Here is a 24,485-nt window from a genome sequence, read left to right as displayed (position 1 = left end):
GCTCGATCGGTTACCGATTGAATTGGGCTCAGGCTGCCCAGGGGTGCGAAGCGGCGTTCTTCTTTTCGAAGCTATCGATCGCCTTGCCCTTTTCGAGCGTCAGGCCGATATCGTCGAGACCGTTCAGCAGGCAGTGGCGCTTGAATTCGTCGAGATCGAACTTGATCAAGCCACCATCGGGGCCGGTGATCTCGAGGTTTTCGAGGTCGACGGTCAGGATGGCATTGGAGCCGCGCGAGGCGTCGTCCATCAGCTTGTCGAGGTCTTCCTGGCTGACCTTGATCGGCAGAATGCCGTTCTTGAAACAGTTGTTGTAGAAAATGTCGGCGAAGCTGGTCGAGATCACGCAGCGGATGCCGAAATCGAGAAGCGCCCAGGGGGCGTGCTCGCGCGAGGAGCCGCAGCCGAAATTGTCGCCGGCAACGAGGATCTTGGCATCGCGATAGGCCGGCTTGTTCAGCACGAAATCCGGGTTTTCTGAGCCGTCCTCATTGTAGCGGGCTTCCGCGAAGAGGCCGGTGCCGAGGCCGGTGCGCTTGATCGTCTTCAGATAATCCTTCGGAATGATCATGTCGGTGTCGACGTTGACGACCGGCAGCGGCGCTGCAACGCCCGTGAGCTTCACGAATTTATCCATGATCCATGCTCCATTTCAGCAAATCTACTTTCTGAATTTGCATCTAGTCCAGTTTTTCGCCGAAATGAAGGAGAATCTTTTCACAGACGGCGGCCACGCGACGTTTCGCGCGATCCGCCGATTGAGCCTATCCCTTATTTGGACGGTGCGTTCAGGCCCCAGAGGACGCCGAACGGATCACGAAGCTGGCCGTAGCGGTCACCCCAGAACATCAGTTCGACCGGCATGACAACATCAGCGCCGGCAGCCACGGCACGGTCCCACCAGAAATCGATATCGTCGATCACCAGTTGAATGGCGAAGCCTTCATGGCCTTTGAAGGGATGGCCGTATTCGGGATAGGCATCCGACAGCATGAGGGAGCTGCCGTTGATGTAGAGATGCACATGCATCGTTCGGCCGCTCTCGTCGACCGGCACGAGATACGCCTCTTCGGCGCCGAAAGCCTTCTTGTAGAATTCCGCAGCTTTCAGCGCGCCATCGACCGTCACATAGGGCAGCAGGCCATTCTTGACCGGTGGCATCTTGATCGGGTTGCTCTCTGTCGTCGTATCCATACTTGTCCTCCATTCGTTTTTGAAGCGCGGGCTGAATGCCTGGCTGCTTCAAAGACGTAACATGGAAGCGCGATGCGACAGTGTCGGCCAAATTTTTCAGCGAAAAGATGATCAGAGATCGATGATCGTGCCGCGGCCGTCGTTCCACACCCGCATTTCGCGCTGGCCGTTGTTTGCCTTGGCGCGAACCGGAGCGGGCTTCATCTTCATCGAAAGCGCACGTCCGACCATGATCACGGTCAGGATGCCGCCGGCGGCGAGCGTCACCGAAAAGGTGAGAAGCAGCATAGCCACGAAAACGGTGGCGCCGGCAAGCATGAGGAAGATGGAGCGAATGTTCTGCATGGTTAGAGACCTTTCTTCGGAAAGGAATGTGGTCCTTCTCTTTCCTCTCTGCAAGGCAAGCATGGCTTTTTGTTGTTCTGCTCGATGTTCTGGGGTGGGCTGCTTGCTTCGGCTTTCAAAGCTTGGCAGTAATTCCCCATGAGCCGAAACCCCACGACCCGCTCCGCCCGCCTGCGCCGTTCGGTGTTGAGCGTACCTGCCATCAATCCCCGCGCCCTCGAAAAAACCCATGCTGTCGATTGCGATGCGGTGATCTTCGATCTCGAGGATTCCGTGGCGCCGGAAAGAAAGGCGGAAGCGCGGGAAAATCTGAGGCGCTTCTTTTCGGCTCGGCCGCTGGAAGGCAAGGAACGGATCATCCGCATCAATGATCTGTCGACCGATTTCGGTCTGGCGGACATGGAACTGGTAATCGCGCTCAATCCCGACGCCGTGCTGCTGCCGAAGGTCGACGAACCGCAGGATGCTATGGCGCTCAGTGACCTTCTCTCCGAGGCCGATGCACCGGAAGATCTGCGCATCTGGGCGATGATCGAGACACCGCGCGGCATCCTGAATGCGGCTGTTATCGCCGAAGCCGGGCGCACACCGGGCTCGCGGCTCGATTGCCTCGTCGTCGGGCTCAACGACCTGCGCAAGGAAACCGCCGTGCTTCCACAGCCGGGGCGGAGCTATCTCGTGCCGTGGCTGATGCAGGTCGTCCTTGCGGTCAGCGCCTACGGGCTCGATGCGATCGACAGCGTCTTCAACGATTTCAGGGACGAACAGGGTTTTGATGCCGAATGCCTGCAGGGCCGGGCCATGGGCTTTGCCGGTAAGATGCTGATCCATCCGGCGCAGATCGAGCCCGCCAACCGCCATTTTGGCCCCGATCCGGCAGCGATTGCGGAAGCGGAGGCGATCATATCAGCCTTTGCCGATCCTGCCTCCGATGGGCTGAACGTCATCAATGCAGGCGGGCGGATGGTCGAGCGGCTGCATCTTGTCCAGGCGGAAAGTCTGGTCCATAAAGCGCACTTGATCGCAGCCCGCGCTGCAGCACGAAAGACGATGTGATGAAACTCTACCGCTTCCTGACCGGTCCCGACGATGCTTCCTTCTGCCACAAGGTCACTGCCGCCCTCAACAAGGGCTGGGCGCTTGAGGGCTCGCCGACCTATGCCTTCAATGCCGCAACCGGCGCGATGCAGTGCGGCCAGGCCGTCGTCAAGCATGTCGAAAGCAAGGATTACGATCCTGAGATGAAGCTCTCCGAGCAGTGAGGCTCAGCGCATAACCCCGAAAATCGCAATCGATTTTCGGAAAGGATTATGCGTGATTGAAAGTAATGGAGCGTCTAGCGTTCGGCAGCTTCCTCGGCGCTTGCCTCGATCCGCTCCATGTCATCGTCGCTCAGCCCGAAATGGTGGCCGATCTCGTGGATCAGGACGTGGGTGATGATATCGCCGAGCGTCTCGTCGTTCTCGGCCCAGTAATCGAGGATGGGGCGGCGGTAGAGGCGGATGCGGTTCGGCATCTCGCCGGTTTCCAGCGTGAAACGTTCGGAAATGCCCCTGCCCTCGAAAAGGCCGAGCAGATCGAAAGGGGTTTCCAGCGCCATGTCCTCGAAAACGTCGTCATCGGGAAAATCTTCGATCTCGATCGTGAGGTTGGTCGTCAGCTGGCGAAATTCATCCGGCAGATGGCTATAGGCCTCCATGGCCAGCGACTCGAAGGTGCTGATCGTCGGCGCATGGCGGTCCCGCCAATCATCGCTCTGGTCTATGCGGGCCATGAATATTCCTTCCTTTGCCGGCCCATATAGAACCTTTATCGCCGATTTTCGAGTGCGGAATCAAAGGCAGGAATAAATTCATAGAAAATGGCCGTTGACTCTTCATTAGCTCTCTGGAATCTATAAGAACATAACAGGAACAAGACGAATTGGAGAACGCCATGGCGCAGCACGCCCTGGCGCGCGAGCGGCTTTTTGCGCTCCGCGAAACCATCGCCAGACTGGAGGGAAAGCTCGCACCGGCGCTTGCCGCGGCGGAGCGGGAAGCCCTGGCGGCAGGAGGTAAGACACCCCGGAGACGCATTTTGCCGCCCTTGGCGTTTGGGGTTGAGTTTCTCGACGGGGCGCTGGAAGGCGGGTTGCCGCTCGATGCGATCACCGAATTCCGCTCGGCTCTGTCTCGTGATGCAGGTGTGGCAAGCGGGCTGGCGATGGCTGTTGCCGCGCGGCTGCAAAAACAGGAAGCGGATGCCGGCAGGCTTATGCCGTTACTCTGGATTGGCGATGCCGTCGGCACGCTGGAGGCCGGTCGTCCTTATGCACCCGGGCTTCGGGATTTCGGGTTGAGCCCGGAGCGGTTTCTCCATGCGGCGCCGCGCAAGCTGGACGAGGCGCTCTGGCTGGCGGAGGTGGCGGTGGAAAGCGCTGCCTTCTCGGCCGTCATCTTCGAAGTGCGGGGCAATCCCGCCCATTTCGGCCTGACCGAAAGCCGCAGGCTCAGTCTCAGGGCGCATGCTGCCCGCCGTCCGCTCTTCCTTGTCCGCCAAGCGGGAGCAGAGGAGGCAAGCAGTGCGGCCTTCCGTCTGCATGTCGAACCAGCCCCATCCGGTCTGCGGCCGTTGCTGGATGGATCGAAACTTTCCGGCAGCATCGGCAATCCGATTTTCCGTCTCACGCTGGAGAAGAGCCGCAATCCGGCCCCGCTCTCCTTTCTTCTGGAGTGGAACCCCCATGACCGCCAATTTCTCCCTGTCGCCGAACCAAACCTCGTTCGTCCTCCAGGCGAACAGTCAGCGCATTCTGGCGCTCAGCTTCCCGCATCTGCCAACGGACCGCATCGCCCGCAAGCGATGGGGGCTCTCCTGGCGTTCGAAAGGGCGTCCTGAAACGCCGCCTATCGTCTGTTCCGGCAAGCTCAACAATGCCATGCGGCTGACGGCACTGGACGAGTTGGCCGAGAGGCTGGGGTTGAGGAAGGAGCTGGGCGTTGCCGAAGCGCGCGCCATGTACCCCATGCTCGAGGTTGCGGAAGAGGATCCGGCGGCCGACCGCCGGTTGCTGGAGGCAATTGCCGACTGGTGCGACCGCTATACGCCGCTGGTGGCGTTCGACGGCAAGGACGGTCTGTTTCTCGACATTAGCGGCTGCGCCCATCTCTTCGGCGGTGAAAAGGCGCTTCTCAAGGATGTGCTGTCGCGGCTTTTCCATATGGGATTCGATGCTCGCGGCGCGGTCTCATCGTCATCGGGCCTTTCCTGGGCCGCGTCCCGCTTCGGGCAAGGCGGCGTGATCGGGGACGAGGCGGCGGAACATGTGCTGATGTCCTTGCCGGTTGCAGCCTTGCGGCTGGAAGGACAAACCGTCGCTGCCCTGAAGAAGCTCGGTCTGAAATATATCGGCGACGTCATCGATGCACCGCGAGCGCCGCTGACCCGCCGGTTCGGCCCGGAGCTGCTTCTGCGTCTCGACCAGGCGCTGGGACGTGAAGAGGAGCCGGTCTCGCCCCGGCGTCCTGTTGCCAGCCTCTCGGCCGAAAGCCGGCTGATTGAGCCCATCGGGACGGAAGAGCAGATCCTTGCCGTCACCAGGCAGGTCGCCATGTCGCTGCAGCCGTCGCTGGAGGCGCGGGGGGCTGGCGGGCGGGTGTTCGAACTGGTCCTGTTCCGCGTCGACGGCAGGGTCTTTCATATCTCCGTCGGCGCTTCGCAGCCGCTTCGCGAACCAAAGTTCATCGCCGGGCTTTTTTCCGAGCGATTGCAGGCGGTCTATGACGATCTCGATGCCGGCTATGGTTTCGAGATCCTGCGGTTGAATGTGTTGCGGCACGATCCCTTCAACGAGGCGCAGGGTGATTTCGAGGGTGACCGGCAGGGAGAGATTTCGCTTTCGGCCTTCGTCGACCGGGTCTCGGCCCGACTTGGTGCGGATTGCCTGCAAAGCTTTCAGCTTCGCGAGAGCCATGTTCCGGAACGCGCCGTCATCACGGTTCCTGTGATGGAGAGCCTTCCCAGGCGGAAGGCGGAGCAGGACATCCAACTTCCTTTCCGCGAAGAGCGCCCGCTGCGGCTCTTTGCAACGCCGGAGCCCGTCGAGACCATACTTGCCGAAGTGCCCGATGGTCCGCCGCAGATCTTCCGCTGGCGGCGCATGCAGCATCAGGTGGCAAGAAGCGAAGGGCCGGAACGGATTGCCATGGAATGGTGGATCGATGGGAATGACGCCGAGGCGCGTGACTATTTCCGCATCGAGGACGAGACCGGACATCGCTTCTGGATCTATCGTCGCGGCTTCTATGGTCGGGAACTCGATCCGCGCTGGTTCATGCATGGTGTCTTTGCATGAGAACCGCACCCGCATTTTGCGAGATCGGCGCGAGGACGAATTTCTCGTTTCTCGAAGGCGCCTCCAGCCCGGAAGAGATGGTCGTGCAGGCCGCTTCGCTGAAGCTCGGCGGCCTCGGCATTGCGGACCGGAATTCGGTTGCCGGCGTGGTGCGGGCACATGCGCAGGCGGAGCAGCTTGAGGAGAGATACAAAAACAGGGATGCGATTTTAGCCGAAGCGAAGAAGAAGGGAAAAACGGAGGTCATTCTCGATCCTATCCGGGTTCAGCCGGGCGCTCGTCTCGTCTTTTGCGATGGAACGCCTGATGTCCTTGCCTATCCGCGCAACCGGCGCGGCTGGGCAAATCTCTGCCGTCTTCTCAGCGCCGGTAATCTGAAAAAAGAGGCGGTCAAGGGGACCTGCATACTGACGGAAGCGGAGCTCGTGGAATGGGGGGACGAGATGATGCTTGCCCTCGTTCCCGATCGCACCCTTGTCGATCATCAGGCGGGTCAGTCGACGCTGGAAGATTATCTGGAACGGTTTCGCAGACGCTTCCGCAAGGCTTTTTTTATGGCGCTGGCGCCAGCCTATGATGGCCGCGACAGGCAGGTCTTTGCGGTGTTTTCCATGCTTGCTGCCCGAAATCGCGTGCCGTTGATTGCGACCAACCAACCACTTTACCATCATCCCGAACGCCGGCCGCTTTCGGATGTCGTGATCGCGATCCGGGAGCATGTGCAGATAGCGCAAGCCGGATTCCTGCTGGCGCCGAATGCCGAACGTTATCTCAAGGATTCACGTGAAATGGTCCGGATCTTCCGGGACTATCCTGGTGCGATCGAAAATGCGCAGGTATTTTTCGACAGCTTGACCTTTTCGCTGAAGGAACTGGAGCACAATTATCCGCCAGAAAACGATCCCGGCGAAACGCCGCAGGAGACACTCGAAAGGCTGACGAAAGCGGGAGCCGCAAGACGCTATCCCGAGGGTATCCCGCCCAAGGTGGCGCAACAGATCGATTATGAGTTGAAACTCATCGGAGATAAGAAATATGCCTCTTATTTCCTGACGGTGCACAGGATCATCCAGCACGCCCGCTATGAACTCAAGGTCTTGTGCCAGGGGCGCGGATCGGCGGCAAATTCGGTCATCTGCTATTGTCTCGAGATAACGGAAGTCGATCCTCAAAAGAGCACGCTTCTCTTCGACCGCTTTATTTCGATGGATCGCGACGAACCGCCGGATATCGATGTCGATTTCGAACATGACCGGCGCGAAGAGGTCATCCAGTTCATCTATAAAAGATACGGCATAGAACATGCTGGGCTGACGGCGGGGGTGACGACCTATCGTACGCGCTCGGCGGGCCGCGAGGTTTCCAAGGCCTTTGGGCTGTCGGAGGATGTCCAGTCGGCGATCAGCAGCCTCGTCTGGGGCTGGTCGGAGGATAATCTCTCGGAGCGGGACGCGAAGGCGGCGGGTCTCGACATCAAGGATCCGGTGACGCAGAACGTGCTGAAATATGCGTCCGAGCTCCTCGGCTTCCCACGCCATCTCACCCAGCATGTCGGCGGTTTCGTCATCACGCGGGACAGGCTCGACGAGGTGGTGCCGATCATGAAGACGGCGATGCCGGATCGCTACATGATCGAGTGGGACAAGGACGACCTCGACAACGTCAAGATCCTCAAAGTGGATGTGCTGGCGCTCGGCATGCTGACCTGCCTGCGGAAGGCCTTCTCGCTGCTTGAATTGCATTACGACGTGAAGAAGACGCTCGCAGACCTCGGCCACAAGGAGCATGGGGGTGAGGGCGAGCCGGTGTACGAGATGATGGGCCGGGCCGATACGCTCGGTGTCTTCCAGATCGAAAGCCGGGCGCAGATGAGCATGCTGCCACGTCTTAAGCCGAAGGTGTTCTACGATCTCGTCATCGAGGTGGCGATCGTGCGGCCAGGTCCGATCCAGGGCGACATGGTGCATCCCTATCTGAAACGCCGGGAGCAACGGGCCAAGAACATTCCGATCAAATATCCGAGCAAGGAGCTGGAAACGGTTCTGGAAAGAACCCTCGGCGTGCCCTTGTTCCAGGAACAGGCCATGCAGATCGCCATTACCGCCGCAGGCTTCAAACCGGCGGAAGCCGACAAGCTTCGCAGAGCGATGGCGACATTCAAGAGAACGGGTACGATCGGTAACTTCGAAAAGCGGTTCATCGAGGGAATGGTCTCAAAAGACTATGATCCGGAGTTCGCGAAGCAATGCTTCAACCAGATCAAAGGCTTCGGTGAATATGGTTTTCCGGAAAGCCATGCCGCCTCCTTTGCGCTGCTCGTCTATGCCTCCTCATGGCTTAAGGCCTATTATCCCGACGTCTTCTGCGCGGCGATGCTGAATTCCCAACCGATGGGCTTTTATGCGCCGGCGCAGCTGGTGCGGGATGCACGCGAGCACGGGGTAAAGATCCTGCCGGTCGATATCAATGAATCGAACTGGGATTGCGGTCTGGAGGAGGATGCCTTCGATCGGAATGCCATCGATTTTCGGCATCATGAGATGCGCGAGATCATCAAGACCCGCCATGCGGCGCGGCTCGGCTTCCGGCAGATTAAGGGCCTTTCGACGGACGATATGGAACGGCTCGTCGACAATCGAGGTGAAGGCTATAGTTCGGTGCGCGATCTCTGGCTGCGGTCCGGTCTGCAGAAATCCGTCATCGAGCGACTGGCGGATGCCGATGCGTTCCAGTCCCTCAAACTGTCACGACGCGACGCGCTCTGGGCGGTGCGGGCACTGGATGTGAAGAGCGCGGCCGAGGAACTGCCTCTTTTCGAGCAGGTCCGTCATGTCGACCTCCAGATCGAGCCTGTAGCGAAGCTGCCGGAAATGCTGCCGGGAGAGCAGGTTATCGAGGACTATCGTTATCTCTCACTGTCGCTGAAGGCGCACCCCGTCTCCTTCCTGCGCGAGGAATTGCGCAAGGCTGGCGTGACGCGCAATGTCGATCTGTTGAAGGTCGCGAACGGGCAGAGGGTGACGATCGCGGGCCTCGTGCTGGTGCGCCAGCGACCGGGTTCGGCCAAAGGTGTGATTTTCATGACGCTGGAAGACGAGACCGGCGTGGCCAATGCGATTGTCTGGTCGAAAATGTTCGACAAATACCGCTCGGTTGTGATGGGCGCCCGGCTGGTGAAAATCCGCGGCAGGCTGCAAAGCCAGAGCGGAGTGATCCATACCGTCGTCGAGCATATCGAGGACATGACGCCGGCGCTCGGTATCCTGCAACGCGAGGCCCGGCGTTTCGGCGTCTGCGAGCGATCGGACGAGGTGCTGAGGCCGGGTGTCGATCAGCGGCAGAGAAAGCTCGCGCAGGCACGAGAGAGGGCGGAGCTGGAAAAGCGGATGGTTGCCGCAAGCGGCCATGCGGTTGTGGCGGAAACAGCCCAAGTCATGCCGCGGGGGCGGAATTTCCATTAGAGAGTGATGCTAAAAAACGCCACGCGTCTTTCGGACGACGTTGTGCTGTACGCCTTTGATTTAGATAGAAATTCGGATTTCAGGCCAATTCTTCAAAAACTATCCGCCTCCGGAACGCCATTCGGCTGCCGCGACTGAATGACATGGGACTCGAATTTTTTCTTGACAGCCACCATCTTCTTTAGCAGAAAACACGATAGTCAGTGTCATGTTTGGAATGAAGACGTGCTCGTCTGCAGCTGCAATTATATAACCGATAAGGAAATCCGGGAGGTTATCACCAACCTTCTCGATGAAGACTGTTGGCAGCTTATCGTGCCTGCGAAGGTCTACCACGCTATGGAAAAACGCGGCCGCTGCTGCGGCTGTTTTCCCAACGTCGTCGACATCATTATCCAGACGACCGAGGAATATCACGCCCGTCGCCACTCGACGGACACCGAAATATTTGATTTCATGTCCCGCCTGAAACAATTCCATGAGGAAAACAGGAGAGCGGACATTGAAAGGCGACAAAAAGGTCATCGAGCGGCTTAACGAGGCGTTGTTCCTCGAACTCGGTGCGGTCAACCAATATTGGGTACACTATCGTCTTCTCGAGGACTGGGGCTACACCAAGCTCGCCAAGAAGGAACGCGCCGAATCCATCGAAGAGATGCACCATGCCGACCGGCTTGTTGCACGCATCATCTTCCTCGAAGGCCATCCCAATCTGCAGACCCTTGCACCTTTACGCATCGGCCAGAACGTCAAGGAAGTTCTGGAAGCCGATCTTGCCGGCGAGTACGACGCCCGCGCCGCCTACAAAAAGTCGCGTGATATCTGTCATGACGCCGGCGACTATGTTTCCATGAAGCTCTTCGAAGAGCTGCTGGCGGATGAGGAAGGTCATATCGACTTCCTCGAAACACAGCTTGAGCTGCTCGGGAAAATCGGCGAGAGCAAATACGGCCAGCTCAACGCCGATTCCGCCAACGAAGCCGAATAGAATTCGAACGACATGCCGGCCGCTCATGGCGGCCGGTGATCCTATTCCAGCCGCCGAGGCAAACGGAGGCGGTCATCCCGCCGTGATCAGTCTTCCGATTGAAGTGTTACCAAGTGCTGGAACTCGGCCACCACCTGGTCGTAGACGGCGCGCTTGAAGGGCACGATCAGCCCCGGCAGTTGCTGCATCGGCTTCCATTCCCAAGCATCGAATTCCGGTTCATGGCCGCCAGGCGGTGGGTTGATGGCGATCTCGCTGTCGTCGCCGTCGAAGCGGAAAGCGAACCAGCGCTGCGTCTGGCCGCGGAATTTTCCTTTTAGCCCGATGCCAATCAGTGCCGGCGGCAGATCATAGTTGATCCAGTCTCTCGCTTCGGCAAGCAGGGTCACCGTCTTCATGCCGGTCTCTTCGTAAAGCTCGCGGTAGGCGGCGTCCAATGGATCCTCGCCCTTGTCGATGCCCCCCTGCGGCATCTGCCAGAGCTGCGGCGAGCCGTCATATTCGGAATTGCCGTCAGAGATGCGCCGCCCGGCCCAGACGAGGCCATCGCGGTTCAGGATCATCACGCCGACGCAGGGGCGGTAGGGCAGATCCTCGGCTTTCACGGTCGCCTGGCTCATCTTCTTCTCCGTTCAGAAACTATTCTCAGGAATTCCTCTCAAGGATTCCTGGGGTCGTTGGAAAGGGCGGCAACGCCGACAATCTCGATGCCGCGCATCGCAGCCTCCTCGCTCCATTTGGCGATGGCGTCAACGCTCTCATCAAAAGCCGAGGCGACGCCGATCGCCTGCCCGTTCTTGCGGGCAATGCGCTCGAGTTCGTCGAGCTTCTTCAGGACGGCATTGATATCAAGCTGGCCGTCGAGCTGCAGGTCGGCGAAGGCATAGGGCAGTTCGGTTCCCTTGGCGATCGCCGCCGTCTTCGACTGCGCCGAGGTGCCATCGTCGAGAAACAGCAACCCGCGCTTGCCGATGTCGCGCATGACAGGCTCCATGGCGGCGGGATCAGACAGGAACCGGCCGCCGAGATAATTCATGACGCCGGTATAGTTGGTAATCTCACCCATCGCCTTGTGCAGGTTCTCGATGTTGCGGGCGGCCGACTTCGTGGTCAGCAGCGTTTCGGGGCCTGGATCGTTTGCCGGGTAATCAAAGGGTTCGAGCGGCACCTGGAGAAGGATCTCGTGACCGCCGCGGCGAGCTTCCTGCATCCAGCGCTGCAGGCTGTTGCCGCTTGCGGCGAAAGCGAAGGTAATTTCCTCCGGCAGTTGCGCGATAGCGCGCTGCGTTCCGGTCTGGCTGAGCCCGAGGCCACTGACGACGATGGCGATACGGACGCCACGCGCGCCGGACGAGGGACGCGCATATTGATCCATCGGCCGCCGGCCATCGGGGCCGACGATCGGCAGCCTGCCAAAAGGTGTCACTTCGAGCAGCGCGTCATTGGGCTGTGCTGCCATGCGCCGATCCTGGCCGATCTGCATGGCGTCGACCAGCACCGGCCCGCCGCCGTCGCGCGGGCGGGGGCTGTATTTGGTGACGACCGAGCCGTCGCCCGTGACCATCTGCTCGACATTGGCGCCCGAGCGCGGGTCGGCACGGGGCATACCGTCCGCCGCTTGGTCCGCGGTCGCTGTCGGCGGCTGAGGAGTATTGGAAGGGGGCGTTGCGGCTTGTTCGGCCGCTGGTGGTTTGGTGCGTTCGAGCTCGTCGCCGCGAAACGCCGTATAGAGGGAAAAGCCGCCTATCGCAAAAAGGCAAAGACTGGCGGCGATGCGGCCCAGGCGCAAGACACCCGGGCGCCGGCTGCCGGTTTTGCGGTTGCGGCCCAAAGGCGCATGCAGGTCCGTTCCCAATTTTTCGCCCGCTCCAAAACCGGGAAACAGCAGAAAAGGTCAAGGCCGGGCGCGATGCCCGGCCTTGAGCTGATCGATTACTTGGCGACGACGGCCTTGTCTGGGTTCGGCGGGAAGGCCGGATCGGTCTTCTTGCCGCGCAGAAGGTCGAGTGCGTAGTTCAGCTGAACGTCATCCTTGGGGTCCGGCGGGACATAGGCAACGGAGCCCGAACCTTCGTCGGTTTCGCTCTGGCCCTTGATGTGGCCGCGCAGGCTGGATTCGCCTTCGGTCACCATCTTGCCCTGCAGTTCCTGCGGCAGCGGCTCCTCGACCTTGATGTCGGGGGTGATGCCGGTACCCTGGATCGAGCGGCCCGACGGCGTGTAGTAGAGCGCCGTGGTCAGGCGCAGCGCGCCGTTTTCGCCGAGCGGGATGATCGTCTGGACGGAACCCTTGCCGAAGGAGCGCGTGCCGAGAACGGTGGCACGGCGCAGATCCTGAAGAGCGCCGGCGACGATTTCCGATGCGGAAGCCGAACCGCCGTTGATCAGCACGATCACCGGCTTGCCATCCGTCAGGTCGCCCGGGCCGGCATTGAAGCGGCGGGTTTCATCCGGATTGCGGCCGCGGGTCGAAACGACTTCGCCACGCTGCAGCAGGGCATCGGAGACGTTGATCGCCTGGTCGAGCAGACCGCCCGGATTGAGGCGCAGATCGAGAACATAACCCTTCAGCTTGTCGGCCGGAACGGTGTCCTTGATCTTCTTGATCGCCTTTTCCATGTCAGGATAGGTCTTCTCGGTGAAGGAGATGATGCGGAGATAACCGACATCGTCCTCGACACGCGACTTGACTGCCTGGACGGCGACGACGTCACGGACGATCGTCAGTTCGATCGGCTTGTCCGCACCCTTGCGGATCAGCGTCAGCTTGATCGGCGTGTTGACGGCGCCGCGCATCTTCTCGACGGCGTCTTCCAGCTTCAGGCCGCGCACGGACTGGCCGTCGATCTCGGAGATGTAATCGCCGGCGAGAACGCCGGCCTTGGCGGCGGGCGTATCGTCGATCGGGGTGATGACCTTGACCAGTTCGTCTTCCATCGTGACTTCGATGCCGAGGCCGCCGAACTCACCCTTGGTCTGGGTGCGCATGTCCTCGGCGTCCTTCGCATTCATGTAGCTCGAATGCGGATCGAGCGAGGAGAGCATGCCGTTGATGGCGTTCTCGATCAGCTTGTCTTCCGCAGGCGGCGTCACATATTGCGCACGCACACGCTCGAAGACATCTCCGAAAACCGAAAGTTCCTTGTAGGTCGAGGATCCGGCTGCTTCTGCCGGCACACCCGCCGAGTAAATGACGCTCATTGCGGTCGCACCCATCAATGCGCCGACCAGAACAAGAGAAGCCCTACGAATCATTGCGTGCCTTTCCAGTGTCTTTGGCGGTCCACCACGGCCGGGAATCGACCGGTTTACCGTCCTTTCGAAATTCAATGTAAAGCGTTGGCCGGTTCGTTTCCAGCGCCAATGCAGTTGCGCTTGCCACTCTTTTCGCGCCCATCACGGCAAGTGGCTCGCCGGAGAAAACGAATTTTCCCTGACGGGTATTGATCGTATCCATTCCCGAGAGAACCAGGTGGTATCCATCGCCCGCGTCGAGGATGATCATCTGGCCGTAACTGCGGAATGCGCCGGCGAAAACCACCAGACCATCCGCAGGCGCCGTCACCACCGTCTCTGGATTGGTGGCGACCGTCATTCCCATGGCTTCGTGCCCGGTGCCGTCGGCATCGCCGAACTGGCGCAGGATATCGCCCGTAACGGGCACCTCCAATTTCGCCTTCAATTCTCCGAAGGGATATGCGGGCGCAATGCGGTTTTTATCGGGCACGCCGCTGTCGGCGAGTGCCTTGGCCTGGGCGCGCTGCTCGTCCGTCAGCAGCTTGCGGTTCTCCTCCGCCAGGCGGGCGGCAGCGGCGGCATCCCGCACCGAAGCGATCTCGGATTCCATCGAGGCGACGAGGCCTTCGAGGCTGGTCGCCTTGCCTGCCAGTTCTTCGGAACGTTTCCTTTCGGCCCCGAGTTCGGCGGTGTTGCTGCGGCTGAGCTTGTCGTTTTCGGCAAGCAGCAGGTCCATGCGCCGCTCTTCCTCGATGCCGTTCGTCATCGTCCCGGTCAGGGAGGCCTTCTCGGCAGCGCTTGCGGTCTGCAATGCGGCAAGGCTTGCGAGGTCTGCGGCAAGCTTGTCGGTCTCCTTGCGGATGCCGGGTACGACGGCGCCGAGCAAAATGGCGCTGCGTACGGAGGCGAGCGCATCATCGGGGGTGACGAGCAAAGCGGGCGGCGGGTTGCGGCCCATGCGCTGGAGCGCCGCCAGCACCTCGGCCAACAGGCCGCGGCGCTCGTGCAGGGAACGGCGGATGCCATCCTCCTTGACACCGAGATCGGCAAGCTTCTTCTCGCTTTCGAGGATCTGCTTTTCGAGCGCCTTGCGGCGGCTGGCGGAATCGATCAGCGCCTGGCGGATGCTTTCGGTACTCTTTTCGAGATCGGCGATGCTCTGCTGAAGCGCGCTCACCTTGTCGGTGGAGAGGCTGATCGTCTTCGACAGGGTTTCGAGTTCGGCACGGGTCTGGTCACGCTTGGCGGCAAGTTCTGCGGCCGGATCGGGCGGCGGCGGCTCGGCTGCCGGCTGCGGGGCAGATTGTGCTGTCTCGGGCGCGGCATCCTGCGCCCGGACGATGAACGGATTTGCCGACACGACAATCACCGCCACACCGACGCCGGCGGCGATAGCCGGCAGGATCATGCGGTGTCGCCTGGTGGATGCTCTCGTCATGCGTGTTGGGGCACTTTCTCAAATCGCGCGGAGACTAAGCTGATTTGGTGCGCTTTGCCAGAAAGTTCGAAGGAGAACGGAGCGGCAGTCAAACACGGCTGCGTGACATTGCGACGCATTGGCCGACGCGGCATCAGACGCGGTGATAGGGGTGGCCGGACAGGATGGTGACGGCACGATAGAGCTGCTCGGCGATCAGGGTGCGCACGAGTTGGTGCGGCCAGGTCATCTTGCCCAGGCACAGCGTGGCGTCGGCACGATCATACAGGGAGGGATCGAGTCCGTCAGCGCCGCCGATCGCGATGGTCAGCTCGCGTTTGCCCTGGTCGCGGTAGGAGCCCAGCAGGTTTGCGAAGGCTTCGCTGTCGAGCGCCTTGCCGCGTTCATCGAGAAGAATGAGGATGCTGCCATCGGCAAGCGATTTCAAAAGCATCGCCGCCTCTTCGCGCTTGCGGGTCTCCGCATTTGAGGCACGGCTTTCGGCAACTTCGGCAACACGGGTAAGCTCGAGGCCGACGGCAGGGCCGGCCTTGGCGAAACGGTCGAAATAACGGGCGGCAAGATCCTTTTCGGGGCCGGACTTCAGCCGTCCCACCGCAAAAAGACCTATACGCATTCATCCGCTCCCGCTCATGCGGCACTTCGGGCGCACACTACGCCACCGGCCGGCTTGTGATGTTTTCCGGCCAGCCAATGCCACGTCTCAGGCGCCGGACAAGATGCCGGCACGCCTGTCAGTGCCGTGTTTCTTCTTCCATATCCGGAGCCGCCCACATCTTTTCGATGTTGTAGAACTCGCGGATTTCGGGACGGAACACGTGAACGATAATGTCACCGGTGTCGATCAGGACCCAATCGCCGCCTTCCTGACCTTCGACGCGGGCCGTACCGAGGCCGTCGTCCTTAAGATCGGTGAGCAGATGATCCGAGATCGCCATGACATGCCTGTTCGAACGGCCGGAGACGACGATCATGTAGTCTCCCAGCGCCGATTTTCCGGCAATGTCGATAGTGACGATATCTTCAGCTTTGGAGTCCTCGAGGCTGGCGAGGACGGTTTCTAGGGCACGGGCGGCGGCATCGGCGCCACGTTCCGCACTCTTCGGGATAACGGCGAACGTTTTTCCCTTGGCGTGTACTGTTGTCAGTGCTTTCCCTTTCCTGGAATGACAAACTATGCACAACACAGATCCGATCGAGACCGGATCATGGTTAAGATAGGCATCAAACCATTAATGTTTCAAGACATGCTAAGGTACGGAACGGCCGAAAATCCGATCTGCCGTTCGAATTGAAGTATTTGGCTGCCCGGGGCGGCCTCGTGCGGGCGGTGTACAGTTTCCATGCCGCAGCGTAAAGTGCGGCAAATTCCACGATCTCCAGATTCAATGACCGACTCAGCCGCAAAAACACTCGTGCCCGTCCTGCGAATCAGCTTCCCGGATGAAGATCGTCTCGGCCATGGCAAGATGGAACTGCTGGAGCATATCCGCCAAACCGGATCGATCTCGGCGGCGGGGCGGGCGATGGACATGTCCTATCGGCGGGCATGGCTGCTGGTCAGCGAGATGAACCGGATGTTTAACGAACAGGTGGTGGAATCGCAGCGCGGCGGACAGAAGGGCGGCGGCGCGGCGCTGACGCCGTTCGGCGAAGAATTGCTCGCGCGTTTCCGCCGGATGGAAAGGACGATGCGCACGAGCCTTGCCGACGATCTCGCCTGGCTCGAGGGCAAGCGCAACCTGCAGCAGGGCGAGCGCGGCTGATCAGGCCTCCAGGGCAACTGTCTTGATGACGGCGAAGACCGCCCTTCCCGGTCGAAGATCCAGACGCTCGCAGGACAATGTCGTGATCCGGGAAAGAATGATATCGCCGCCGCAATCGAGCCGGATTTCCACCGTTCCGTCCTCGGTCGACGACATCCCGTCTATCCTTGCTTCCAGGATATTCAGCGCGCTGAGCCCCTCGGGCCTTACGGTCGCCAGCATGACATCGCGGGAGGGGATGCGGATGCGGACCGTTTTGCCGGGCGCAAGGGCGGCTCCCGGGATGTGGAGCTGACAAGATTTCAGCGCGACCGTCGACAGGCGGTGCCGCACATCGAAGCTTTCCACCGTGCCTTCCAGCAGTGCGCCCGCCTCGCGCCGGTCGGAGGTGGTGGAGGGGCGGCTCAATATGTCGATGGCAGGGCCTGTCGCTTCCACCTTGCCGTCACGCATGACGACGACCTGGTTTGCCAGCTGCGCCACCTCGGCGATCGAATGGCTGACATAGACGATCGGTATGTCGGTTTCGTCGCGCAATCGCTGGAGATAAGGCAGAATCTCGGCCTTACGCGCCTCATCGAGGGCGGCGAGCGGCTCGTCCATCAACAGCAGGCGCGGCGAGGAGAGAAGTGCGCGGCCGATGGCAACGCGCTGCTTCTCGCCGCCGGAAAGTTTTGAGGGGCTGCGCTCCAGCAGCGTCTCGATGCCGAGCAGGTCGACGATGTGATCGAAGCTCTCGCTGTGTGCCGCTCTCGCCGCGAACCAGCGGCCATAGGAGAGATTGGCGCGAATGCTGAGATGCGGGAAAAGCCGCGCCTCCTGGAAGACATAACCGAAGCGGCGGCGATGTTTCGCGACGAAGATGCCGGTTGCGGTTTCGGTCAAGACCTCGCCGTCGAGGACGACGCGGCCTTCGTCCGGGTGGGCGAGGCCGGCGATGATGCGGATCATCGAGGTCTTGCCGGAGCCGGAGCGGCCGAACAGCGCGGTAACGCCGCGCTCGGAGGTGAAGGCGGCATCGAGCGAAAAGGCGCCGAGCCTCTGTTTTGCCTCGACGATCAGCGTCATTCCAGGTCGATCCTCCGGCCAGCGAGACGGGCGAGGAATTCGGAGGCGAGCAGGGCGGCCATGGAAATGACGACGGCGACGAGCGTCAGGCGGAGCGCACCGGCATCGCCGCCCGGCACCTGGGTGAAGGTGTAGATCGCCGACGACAGCGTCTGGGTTTCGCCGGGAATGTTGGAAACGAAGGTGATCGTCGCGCCGAATTCGCCCATCGCCTTGGCGAAGGAAAGGATCATGCCGGCGATGATGCCGGGCAGGGTCAGCGGCAGGGTGACCGTCAGGAAGACCCAGACAGGGCCGGCGCCGAGCGTTCCGGCCGCCTCTTCCAGCTTGCGGTCGACTGCCTCGATCGACAGGCGGATGCTACGCACCATCAGCGGAAAGGCCATGACGGCGCAGGCCAGCGCAGCACCCGTCCAGCGGAAGGAGAGAACAATGCCGAAATACTGGTCGAGCAGGTTGCCGATCGGACCACGGCGGCCGAACAGGATGAGGAGAAGAAAACCGGTGACGACGGGAGGCAGGATCAGCGGCAGATGAACGACGCCATTCAGCACCGATTTGCCCCAGAAGCGGCCGCGGGCAAGCACGAGGGCGACGAGGATGCCGAAGGGCAGGCTCGCCAGCATGGCGACGATCGAGACGCGCAGGCTGAGCAGGATCGCCGTCCATTCCTCATTGCTCAAGCCCAACATATCCAAATGCAGCGGTCTCCCTAGAAATCGAAGGCTTGCGAGCCGAGCCCAGTTTGATGACAAAGCTCGTTCTTTACCCGGCGTCATCCTCGACATCCGCCCACGTTATCGCCGACGGCCGCCCCTCATCCGCCTGCCGGCACCTTCTCCCCGCCTGCGGGGCGAAGGGGACATGCCGCGCCCTCTCCATTCCCCATCCGCTTTCGCATGGCACGTCCCCTCGCCCCGTGTACGGGGAGAGGGTTAGGGTGAGGGGCAGCCATCGGCGCTAACCGGGCAGCTGTGGCCTTGTGACTGACATCTGCTAATTATCGATCGATGCAGATGCTTAGGGCACAAGCCCGAGCCTGACGAAGGAGTAATTGGCCGACTTTGTCAGCTGAAGCTCACCTAAGTGAGCCCTCACGCTAAGCTGTCGCTGTTGATTCCGCAATCATTTCAGGCCTCGATCATTTCAGGATGGTGAAACCCTGCGCCGTGAAGAAGGCGGCTGCCTTGTCGGATTTCAGAAAATCGAGATAGGCTGATGCATCCGGGTTCTTGCTCTCGGCAAGGATTGCGATCGGATAGATGATCGGTGGATGCGAATCGGCGGGGAACGTGCCGACGATGGCGACACCCTTATCGGCTGCGGCATCCGTCTGGTAGACGATGCCATAAGGCGCTTCGCCGCGGGAGACGAGGGCAAGGGCGGCGCGCACGCTTTCAGCGCCGGCGACCTTGGTTTCGACCGATTTCCAGACGCCGAGCTTTTCGAGCGCGGCCATGCCGTATTTGCCGGCCGGAACCGATTTCGGTTCCCCCATGGCAAGCTTGCCGTCACCCAAAAGGCCGGCGAGATCGAAGCCTTGCTTGATCTCAACCGGTTTTGCCTTGTCCTTTTCCGCAACGAGCACAATCTTGTTGCCAAGCAGGTTGGAGCGGGTGTCGGCCTTGATCAGGCTCTTCTTGGCGACATAATCCATCCAGTCGAGATCGGCCGAGATGAAGACATCGGCAGGGGCCGCGTTTTCGATCTGCTTGGCCAGCGCCCCGCTCGCCGCATAGGAGGCAACAGCTTCCTTGCCGCTTTCTTTCGTCCAGGCGGCATTGGCGGCGTCGAGCGCATTCTTGAGGCTCGCCGCCGCAAAGACGGTAAGCTTTTCGGCTGCGGCGGCAGGCGCCGGAAGCGCTGTCGCGCCAAGCCAGAGGGCCGAGATCGCGGCGGTTGCCAGTTTCATCCATTGGCGGCGGTTTTGCATAATTCATTCCCCGGAGTTCGAAATATTGCGACGAATATAACGGGCCGCGCGCCTTGGCTAGGGATATATCCAAGAAAATATAACCGTATCGGAGCGCTCGCGTTCGCAGCGGCGCCATGTTCACGCATTCGTGAGGTGCATGGCTTCCGCCGAAAGTGAGATCAGCAGGGCGAAAATACCCGAAGTGAGTTTGCAAATCGCAAGGACTCCCCGGCGACCGAGGCCGGTTCCTTAATTTTTGCTAATAAAAACGGCAATGGTGAAGCCAAATCCACCTCGAGATTTGCATCTGATGCATTGCTGCAATGCACCAATCGATATTCACCTTCTTGTCGAATATGATAAAACATACTCATCGAAACGGCTTCTCCTCCTCCCATAGCCGTTCGATAGGGTCGACAACACTCCTCCTCCCAGTTGTCGATCGAGTTTATAAGCCCGACGGATCTCCTCCCCCGTCGGGCTTTCTCGTTTTCGGGGATCTTCTGAAATCAGGCTGGCGCATGCGTCTTGCTGGGCGCGCGGCGCTCTATTCGGCGTCGCTGTGCGACGAGCCGTTGCGGATTGCCGTCGAGCTCAGGCCGGAGCGCGGCCCGTGGATGAAGGTCCAGGCCGGCGCACGCTTCTTCCAGAGAACACGGGCGTCATCCTCATCGACACGGGCGAAATCGAAGGTCCTGGCCATTTTGGACGAGAGGAAGGACAGCGTCGCGCCCGGCCGATCGATCACCGCGATCGGAAAAGTGCGGGCAATCTCCTGCCATTTCTGCCATTTGTGAAAGGTCTGCAGGCTGTCTGCGCCCATGATCCAGATGAAATGCACATGGGGATTGCGCGCTTTGACGCGGGCAAGCGTGTTGGCGGTGTAGCTGACGCCGAACGTCAGTTCGAAGGCGGTGACCTTGATGCGGGGATCGCGGGCAACACGCTCGCTTTCGGCAATGCGCTCGGCGAGTGGGGCAAGCTGGTTGCGGCTCTTCAGCGGATTGCCGGGTGTGACCATCCACCAGAGCTGGTCGAGGCCGAGCCGCTTGATGGCGATCTCGGCGACGAGCGCGTGGCCCTGATGCGGTGGATTGAACGAACCGCCGAACAGACCGACGACCATGCCGCGCTCGCTGTGCGGCATGCGGAGATAGTGCCGGTCCACATTCTCGGTCGTCACGTCAGGGCCGCGTTTGTCCGGCGCCGTGCACCCGATATTTGAAAGAGGTGAGCTGTTCGACGCCGACAGGGCCACGGGCATGCATCTTGCCGGTGGCGATGCCAATTTCCGCACCCATGCCGAACTCGCCGCCATCGGCAAACTGCGTCGATGCATTGTGCAGCAGGATCGCCGAATCGACTTCGGTGAAGAAACGCGCGACGACGTCAGGGTCCTCGGCGATGACCGCCTCGGTATGGTTGGAGGAATATGTCTGGATATGGGCGATGGCGCCCGAAATGCCGTCGACGACAGCAACCGAAATGATCGCGTCGAGATATTCGGTCGACCAGTCCTCCTCGGTCGCGGGCTTCATGCCGGGGGCGACCTTCAGCACCGTTGGCGAAGCGCGGACCTCGCAGCCGGCCTCCGTCAGAACCTCGAGCAGCGGTGTCAGATGCGTGCCGATCGCGGCGCCATCGACGAGCAGGGTTTCGGCCGCGCCGCAGATACCCGTGCGGCGCATCTTGGCGTTGACGACGATCCTCTTCGCCATCTCGATATCGGCCGAGGCATCGACATAGATGTGACAAAGGCCTTCGAGATGGGCAAAAACCGGTACGCGCGCCTCGCTCTGCACGCGGGCAACCAGGCTCTTGCCGCCGCGCGGCACGATGACGTCGATCGCCCCGTCCAAGCCGCGCAGCATGGCGCCGACGGCGGCGCGGTCGGTAACCGGAACGAGCTGGATAGCATGCTCTGGAAGTCCCGCCGCCTTCAGACCTTCAACAAGGCAGGTATGGATAGCCTGCGATGAACGGCGCGAATCCGAGCCGCAGCGCAGGATGACGGCATTGCCTGCCTTGAGGCAGAGGGCGCCGGCATCCGCGGTGACATTCGGCCGGCTTTCGAAGATCACGCCGATGACGCCGAGCGGTGTGCGGACGCGCTCGATTTTCAGCCCGTTCGGCCGGTCCCAGGCAGCGATGACTTCGCCGACCGGATCGGTAAGGGCCGCGATGGCGCGTATTCCCTCGGCCATTTCCGCGACGCGCTTGTCGTTCAGCGTCAGCCGGTCGACGAAGGAAGCGAGCATCTCGGTTCCTTCGATGTCCTTCAGGTCCTTGGCGTTCTCGGCAAGAATATGCGCCTTGTTCGCCAGGATCGCATCGGCCATGGCATTCAATGCCCTGTTCTTGGCCTCGGTGGACGCAAAGCTCAGCGGTCGTGCGGCAGCCTTTGCCTTGCGGCCGATGTCGTTCATCAGCACGTCAATGTCAGGGCTTGGCGCAACGGTATCAAGCATAGCTCGCGTCCTTCTTCTGCCTTTCCGATTTCGAACCGACCTGCGCGGTCATCACCATGTCGTCGCGATGGACCATGGCGGCGCGCCCGGCATAACCGAGGATGGCCTCGATCTCCGCCGACTTGCGACCGGCAATCCGACGGGCGTCGTCGGCATCGTAGCTTACCAGGCCGCGGGCGATCTCGCGGCCGGCCGGGCCGATGATCGCCACCGTATCGCCGCGGCTGAAGAGGCCGGAAACGCTGCGCACGCCGGCGGGAAGCAGGCTCTTGCCGGCGCCGAGGGCAACGACGGCGCCGTCATCGACATGCAGTTCGCCTGCCGGCTGCAACTGCCCGGCAATCCAGGTCTTGCGGGCGGTAACGGGTGTGCCCGATGGGGCGAACCAGGAGGAACGCGCGCCGTTTTCGATCGCCGACAGCGGATTATCGGTCTTGCCGGAGGCGATGATCATCGCGCAGCCTGATGCCGTTGCAATCTTGCCGGCATCGATCTTGGTGCGCATGCCGCCGCGCGAAAGCTCCGAAGCGGCTCCGCCGGCCATCGCCTCGATCTCGGGAGTGATTTCCGCAATCGTTTCCAGGAACGTCGCGTTTGCATCGAGATGCGGCGGCGCGGTGTAGAGGCCGTCGATATCGGAGAGAAGGATGAGCAGATCGGCGCCGGTCATCGTCGCGACGCGGGCGGCCAGGCGGTCGTTGTCGCCATAGCGGATCTCGCTGGTGGCGACGGTGTCGTTTTCATTGATGATCGGCACGGCGCCGATCTTCAAAAGCTGATTGATGGTGGCGCGCGCATTGAGATAGCGGCGACGTTCCTCGGTATCGCCGAGCGTCAGCAGGATCTGGCCGGCGACGATCTCGTCGCGCGACAGGCTTTCCGACCAGGCGCGTGCCAGCGCGATCTGGCCGACGGCCGCTGCCGCCTGGCTTTCCTCCAGCTTCAGCGCGCCCGAGGGCAGGTCGAGCACCGAGCGGCCGAGCGCGATCGCGCCCGAGGAGACGACGAGCACGTCGATGCCCTTGGCCTTCAGGCCGGAGATATCGGCGCACATGGCGTCGAGCCAGGCCTTCTTCAGCCCGGCCTTGCGGTCGACCAGAAGCGCGGAGCCGATCTTGATGACGATGCGGCGGTAGCGGCCAAGCGGCTTACGGCTGGTCATCGTCCTCGCCCTCATCGGTGACGACCATGTCGCGATGGCGCAGCTTCGGCACCTTGGCCGGCTTCTCCTCGGTATTGGCTTCGACGATGATGTCGCGGAGCGCACGCAGCACCTCGGTCATGCCCTTGCCGGTGACGGCCGAAATCTGGAATGGCGTCTTGCCGCAGGCCTTGGCCAATTCCTTGGTCTTCTTCTTCAGTTCGGCATCGTCGAGCACGTCGATCTGTGACAGTGCCACGATCTCAGCCTTGTCGGTCAGCTCGTTTCCGTAGGCTTCCAGTTCGTGTTTGACCGTCTTATAGGCCTTGCCAACCTTTTCTTCCTGGGCGGAGATGAGGTGGAGCAGCACGCGGGTGCGCTCGACGTGGCCGAGGAAACGGTCGCCGATGCCGACACCTTCATGGGCGCCTTCGATCAGGCCCGGAATGTCGGCCAGGATGAATTCGCGCTCGTCGATGGTGGCGACGCCGAGATTGGGATGCAGCGTGGTGAAGGGATAGTTGGCGATTTTCGGCCGGGCGCGGGTGACGGCAGCCAGGAAAGTCGACTTGCCGGCATTGGGCAGGCCGACGAGGCCGGCATCGGCAATCAGCTTCAGGTGCAGCCAGATGGTTTTTTCCTCGCCGGGCAGGCCGGGATTGGCCCAATCCGGCGCCTGATTGGTCGAGGTCTTGAAGTGGGCGTTACCGAAGCCGCCATTGCCGCCATGGGCGAGACAGTAACGCTGGCCTTCGACGGTCAGGTCGCAGATCAGCGTTTCCTGATCTTCCTCGAAGATCTGGGTGCCCACGGGAACCTTGAGCGTCACATCGCTGCCGTTGGCGCCGGTGCGGTTCCGGCCCATGCCATGGGTGCCGATCGTCGCCTTGAAATGCTGCTGATAGCGGAAATCGATCAACGTGTTGAGGCCGTTGACGGCCTCGACCCAGACGTCGCCGCCGCGTCCGCCATCACCGCCATCCGGGCCGCCGAACTCAATGAATTTCTCGCGTCGGAAGGAAACGCTGCCGCCGCCGCCGTCCCCGGACTTGATATAGACCTTTGCTTCGTCGAGAAATTTCATTTTACTTCCAATATTCAGTGGCAGTTGGACGGCCCGTCTTGGCC

At 61.1% G+C, this 24,485-nt stretch carries 26 protein-coding genes; 8 read left to right on the top strand and 18 right to left on the bottom strand.

Annotation, left to right across the window (positions count from 1 at the left end; all coding sequences use genetic code 11):
* Window positions 1-28 precede the first annotated feature (28 nt).
* The 3 genes from leuD to J3P73_RS24345 form a co-directional block, all read right to left on the bottom strand.
* Window positions 29-637 carry a 3-isopropylmalate dehydratase small subunit gene (leuD, locus tag J3P73_RS24355; protein WP_003543984.1) on the bottom strand — a complete coding sequence of 203 codons (609 nt, stop codon included), beginning with the start codon at window positions 635-637 and terminating at the stop codon, window positions 29-31.
* A 134-nt stretch (window positions 638-771) separates the two neighbouring features.
* Window positions 772-1,194, bottom strand: a complete 423-nt coding sequence (locus J3P73_RS24350) for a VOC family protein (RefSeq protein ID WP_130693015.1) — start codon at window positions 1,192-1,194, stop codon at window positions 772-774.
* Between the two features lie 111 nt (window positions 1,195-1,305).
* Complete coding sequence (locus tag J3P73_RS24345; RefSeq protein ID WP_130693014.1) at window positions 1,306-1,539, bottom strand: hypothetical protein; 234 nt, start codon at window positions 1,537-1,539, stop codon at window positions 1,306-1,308.
* Between the two features lie 138 nt (window positions 1,540-1,677).
* On the opposite strand from J3P73_RS24345, the gene J3P73_RS24340 reads away from it, so the two are divergent.
* Window positions 1,678-2,595: an HpcH/HpaI aldolase/citrate lyase family protein gene (locus J3P73_RS24340; RefSeq protein WP_130693013.1), complete on the top strand. Its 918-nt coding sequence runs from the start codon at window positions 1,678-1,680 to the stop codon at window positions 2,593-2,595.
* Window positions 2,595-2,801 carry a DUF1737 domain-containing protein gene (locus J3P73_RS24335; protein WP_130676227.1) on the top strand — a complete coding sequence of 69 codons (207 nt, stop codon included), beginning with the start codon at window positions 2,595-2,597 and terminating at the stop codon, window positions 2,799-2,801. Before J3P73_RS24340 ends, J3P73_RS24335 begins: the two co-directional genes overlap by 1 nt.
* Before the next feature lie 74 nt (window positions 2,802-2,875).
* Here the strand turns inward: J3P73_RS24335 and J3P73_RS24330 are convergent, their stop codons facing one another.
* Window positions 2,876-3,313, bottom strand: a complete 438-nt coding sequence (locus tag J3P73_RS24330; RefSeq protein ID WP_003589582.1) for a metallopeptidase family protein — start codon at window positions 3,311-3,313, stop codon at window positions 2,876-2,878.
* Between the two features lie 161 nt (window positions 3,314-3,474).
* Here J3P73_RS24330 and J3P73_RS37670 point away from each other — a divergent pair, with 161 nt between their 5' ends.
* The 5 genes from J3P73_RS37670 to bfr all read left to right on the top strand — a co-directional run bounded on the left by J3P73_RS37670 (window position 3,475) and on the right by bfr (window position 10,324).
* Window positions 3,475-4,419, top strand: coding sequence for an ImuA family protein (locus J3P73_RS37670; protein ID WP_245002693.1), 945 nt, complete (start codon window positions 3,475-3,477; stop codon window positions 4,417-4,419).
* 40 nt (window positions 4,420-4,459) lie between these two features.
* Window positions 4,460-5,875, top strand: coding sequence for a Y-family DNA polymerase (locus tag J3P73_RS24325; protein WP_245002742.1), 1,416 nt, complete (start codon window positions 4,460-4,462; stop codon window positions 5,873-5,875).
* Window positions 5,872-9,336, top strand: a complete 3,465-nt coding sequence (locus J3P73_RS24320) for an error-prone DNA polymerase (RefSeq protein ID WP_130693012.1) — start codon at window positions 5,872-5,874, stop codon at window positions 9,334-9,336. Before J3P73_RS24325 ends, J3P73_RS24320 begins: the two co-directional genes overlap by 4 nt.
* Before the next feature lie 138 nt (window positions 9,337-9,474).
* Window positions 9,475-9,873, top strand: coding sequence for a (2Fe-2S)-binding protein (locus J3P73_RS24315; RefSeq protein ID WP_018071925.1), 399 nt, complete (start codon window positions 9,475-9,477; stop codon window positions 9,871-9,873).
* Window positions 9,839-10,324, top strand: a complete 486-nt coding sequence (bfr, locus tag J3P73_RS24310; protein WP_018071926.1) for a bacterioferritin — start codon at window positions 9,839-9,841, stop codon at window positions 10,322-10,324. The genes J3P73_RS24315 and bfr overlap by 35 nt, the downstream gene beginning before the upstream one ends.
* A gap of 86 nt (window positions 10,325-10,410) precedes the next feature.
* On the opposite strand, the gene J3P73_RS24305 is transcribed toward bfr, so the two are convergent.
* The 6 genes from J3P73_RS24305 to rsfS all read right to left on the bottom strand — a co-directional run bounded on the left by J3P73_RS24305 (window position 10,411) and on the right by rsfS (window position 16,177).
* Window positions 10,411-10,944 (bottom strand): RNA pyrophosphohydrolase, encoded by a 534-nt coding sequence (locus J3P73_RS24305; protein ID WP_018071927.1) that lies wholly within the window; start codon window positions 10,942-10,944, stop codon window positions 10,411-10,413.
* A 38-nt stretch (window positions 10,945-10,982) separates the two neighbouring features.
* Window positions 10,983-12,179 carry a divergent polysaccharide deacetylase family protein gene (locus tag J3P73_RS24300; RefSeq protein WP_018071928.1) on the bottom strand — a complete coding sequence of 399 codons (1,197 nt, stop codon included), beginning with the start codon at window positions 12,177-12,179 and terminating at the stop codon, window positions 10,983-10,985.
* Window positions 12,180-12,256: 77 nt separating this feature from the next.
* The gene (locus J3P73_RS24295; RefSeq protein WP_017995549.1) at window positions 12,257-13,579 is read right to left on the bottom strand and encodes a S41 family peptidase; all 1,323 of its coding nucleotides are present in this window, start codon (window positions 13,577-13,579) and stop codon (window positions 12,257-12,259) included.
* Entirely contained in the window at window positions 13,569-14,969 is a 1,401-nt protein-coding gene (locus J3P73_RS24290) for a murein hydrolase activator EnvC family protein (protein WP_130693011.1), read from the bottom strand. Before J3P73_RS24290 ends, J3P73_RS24295 begins: the two co-directional genes overlap by 11 nt.
* A 163-nt stretch (window positions 14,970-15,132) precedes the next feature.
* Window positions 15,133-15,615 carry a 23S rRNA (pseudouridine(1915)-N(3))-methyltransferase RlmH gene (gene rlmH, locus J3P73_RS24285; RefSeq protein ID WP_011654027.1) on the bottom strand — a complete coding sequence of 161 codons (483 nt, stop codon included), beginning with the start codon at window positions 15,613-15,615 and terminating at the stop codon, window positions 15,133-15,135.
* Window positions 15,616-15,733: 118 nt separating this feature from the next.
* On the bottom strand, window positions 15,734-16,177 hold the full coding sequence (gene rsfS, locus J3P73_RS24280; protein WP_130676226.1) for a ribosome silencing factor: 444 nt from the start codon (window positions 16,175-16,177) through the stop codon (window positions 15,734-15,736).
* A gap of 210 nt (window positions 16,178-16,387) precedes the next feature.
* Here rsfS and J3P73_RS24275 point away from each other — a divergent pair, with 210 nt between their 5' ends.
* Window positions 16,388-16,765, top strand: a complete 378-nt coding sequence (locus J3P73_RS24275) for a winged helix-turn-helix domain-containing protein (RefSeq protein ID WP_024320529.1) — start codon at window positions 16,388-16,390, stop codon at window positions 16,763-16,765.
* Here the strand turns inward: J3P73_RS24275 and modC are convergent, their stop codons facing one another.
* The 8 genes from modC to obgE form a co-directional block, all read right to left on the bottom strand.
* Window positions 16,766-17,833, bottom strand: a complete 1,068-nt coding sequence (modC, locus tag J3P73_RS24270; protein WP_130693010.1) for a molybdenum ABC transporter ATP-binding protein — start codon at window positions 17,831-17,833, stop codon at window positions 16,766-16,768.
* Window positions 17,830-18,531, bottom strand: coding sequence for a molybdate ABC transporter permease subunit (gene modB, locus J3P73_RS24265; protein WP_018494196.1), 702 nt, complete (start codon window positions 18,529-18,531; stop codon window positions 17,830-17,832). Before modB ends, modC begins: the two co-directional genes overlap by 4 nt.
* A gap of 443 nt (window positions 18,532-18,974) precedes the next feature.
* Complete coding sequence (modA, locus tag J3P73_RS24260) at window positions 18,975-19,766, bottom strand: molybdate ABC transporter substrate-binding protein (protein ID WP_130693009.1); 792 nt, start codon at window positions 19,764-19,766, stop codon at window positions 18,975-18,977.
* A 161-nt stretch (window positions 19,767-19,927) separates the two neighbouring features.
* Window positions 19,928-20,122, bottom strand: coding sequence for a hypothetical protein (locus J3P73_RS24255; protein ID WP_130693008.1), 195 nt, complete (start codon window positions 20,120-20,122; stop codon window positions 19,928-19,930).
* Between the two features lie 173 nt (window positions 20,123-20,295).
* A complete protein-coding gene (locus tag J3P73_RS24250) occupies window positions 20,296-20,895 on the bottom strand; it encodes a nicotinate-nucleotide adenylyltransferase (RefSeq protein WP_245002741.1) in 600 nt (199 codons plus the stop codon).
* Between the two features lie 37 nt (window positions 20,896-20,932).
* Window positions 20,933-22,216 carry a glutamate-5-semialdehyde dehydrogenase gene (locus J3P73_RS24245; protein WP_130693006.1) on the bottom strand — a complete coding sequence of 428 codons (1,284 nt, stop codon included), beginning with the start codon at window positions 22,214-22,216 and terminating at the stop codon, window positions 20,933-20,935.
* Window positions 22,209-23,378 carry a glutamate 5-kinase gene (gene proB / locus J3P73_RS24240; RefSeq protein WP_130693005.1) on the bottom strand — a complete coding sequence of 390 codons (1,170 nt, stop codon included), beginning with the start codon at window positions 23,376-23,378 and terminating at the stop codon, window positions 22,209-22,211. The genes J3P73_RS24245 and proB overlap by 8 nt, the downstream gene beginning before the upstream one ends.
* The gene (gene obgE / locus J3P73_RS24235; protein ID WP_075225363.1) at window positions 23,365-24,441 is read right to left on the bottom strand and encodes a GTPase ObgE; all 1,077 of its coding nucleotides are present in this window, start codon (window positions 24,439-24,441) and stop codon (window positions 23,365-23,367) included. The genes proB and obgE overlap by 14 nt, the downstream gene beginning before the upstream one ends.
* Window positions 24,442-24,485 lie beyond the last annotated feature (44 nt).

The organism is Rhizobium ruizarguesonis, assembly GCF_017357285.1.
GTDB classification, from domain to species: domain Bacteria; phylum Pseudomonadota; class Alphaproteobacteria; order Rhizobiales; family Rhizobiaceae; genus Rhizobium; species Rhizobium ruizarguesonis.
Note: the sequence above shows the minus strand (reverse complement) of the source record. Positions and strands in the feature narration are given on the sequence as shown.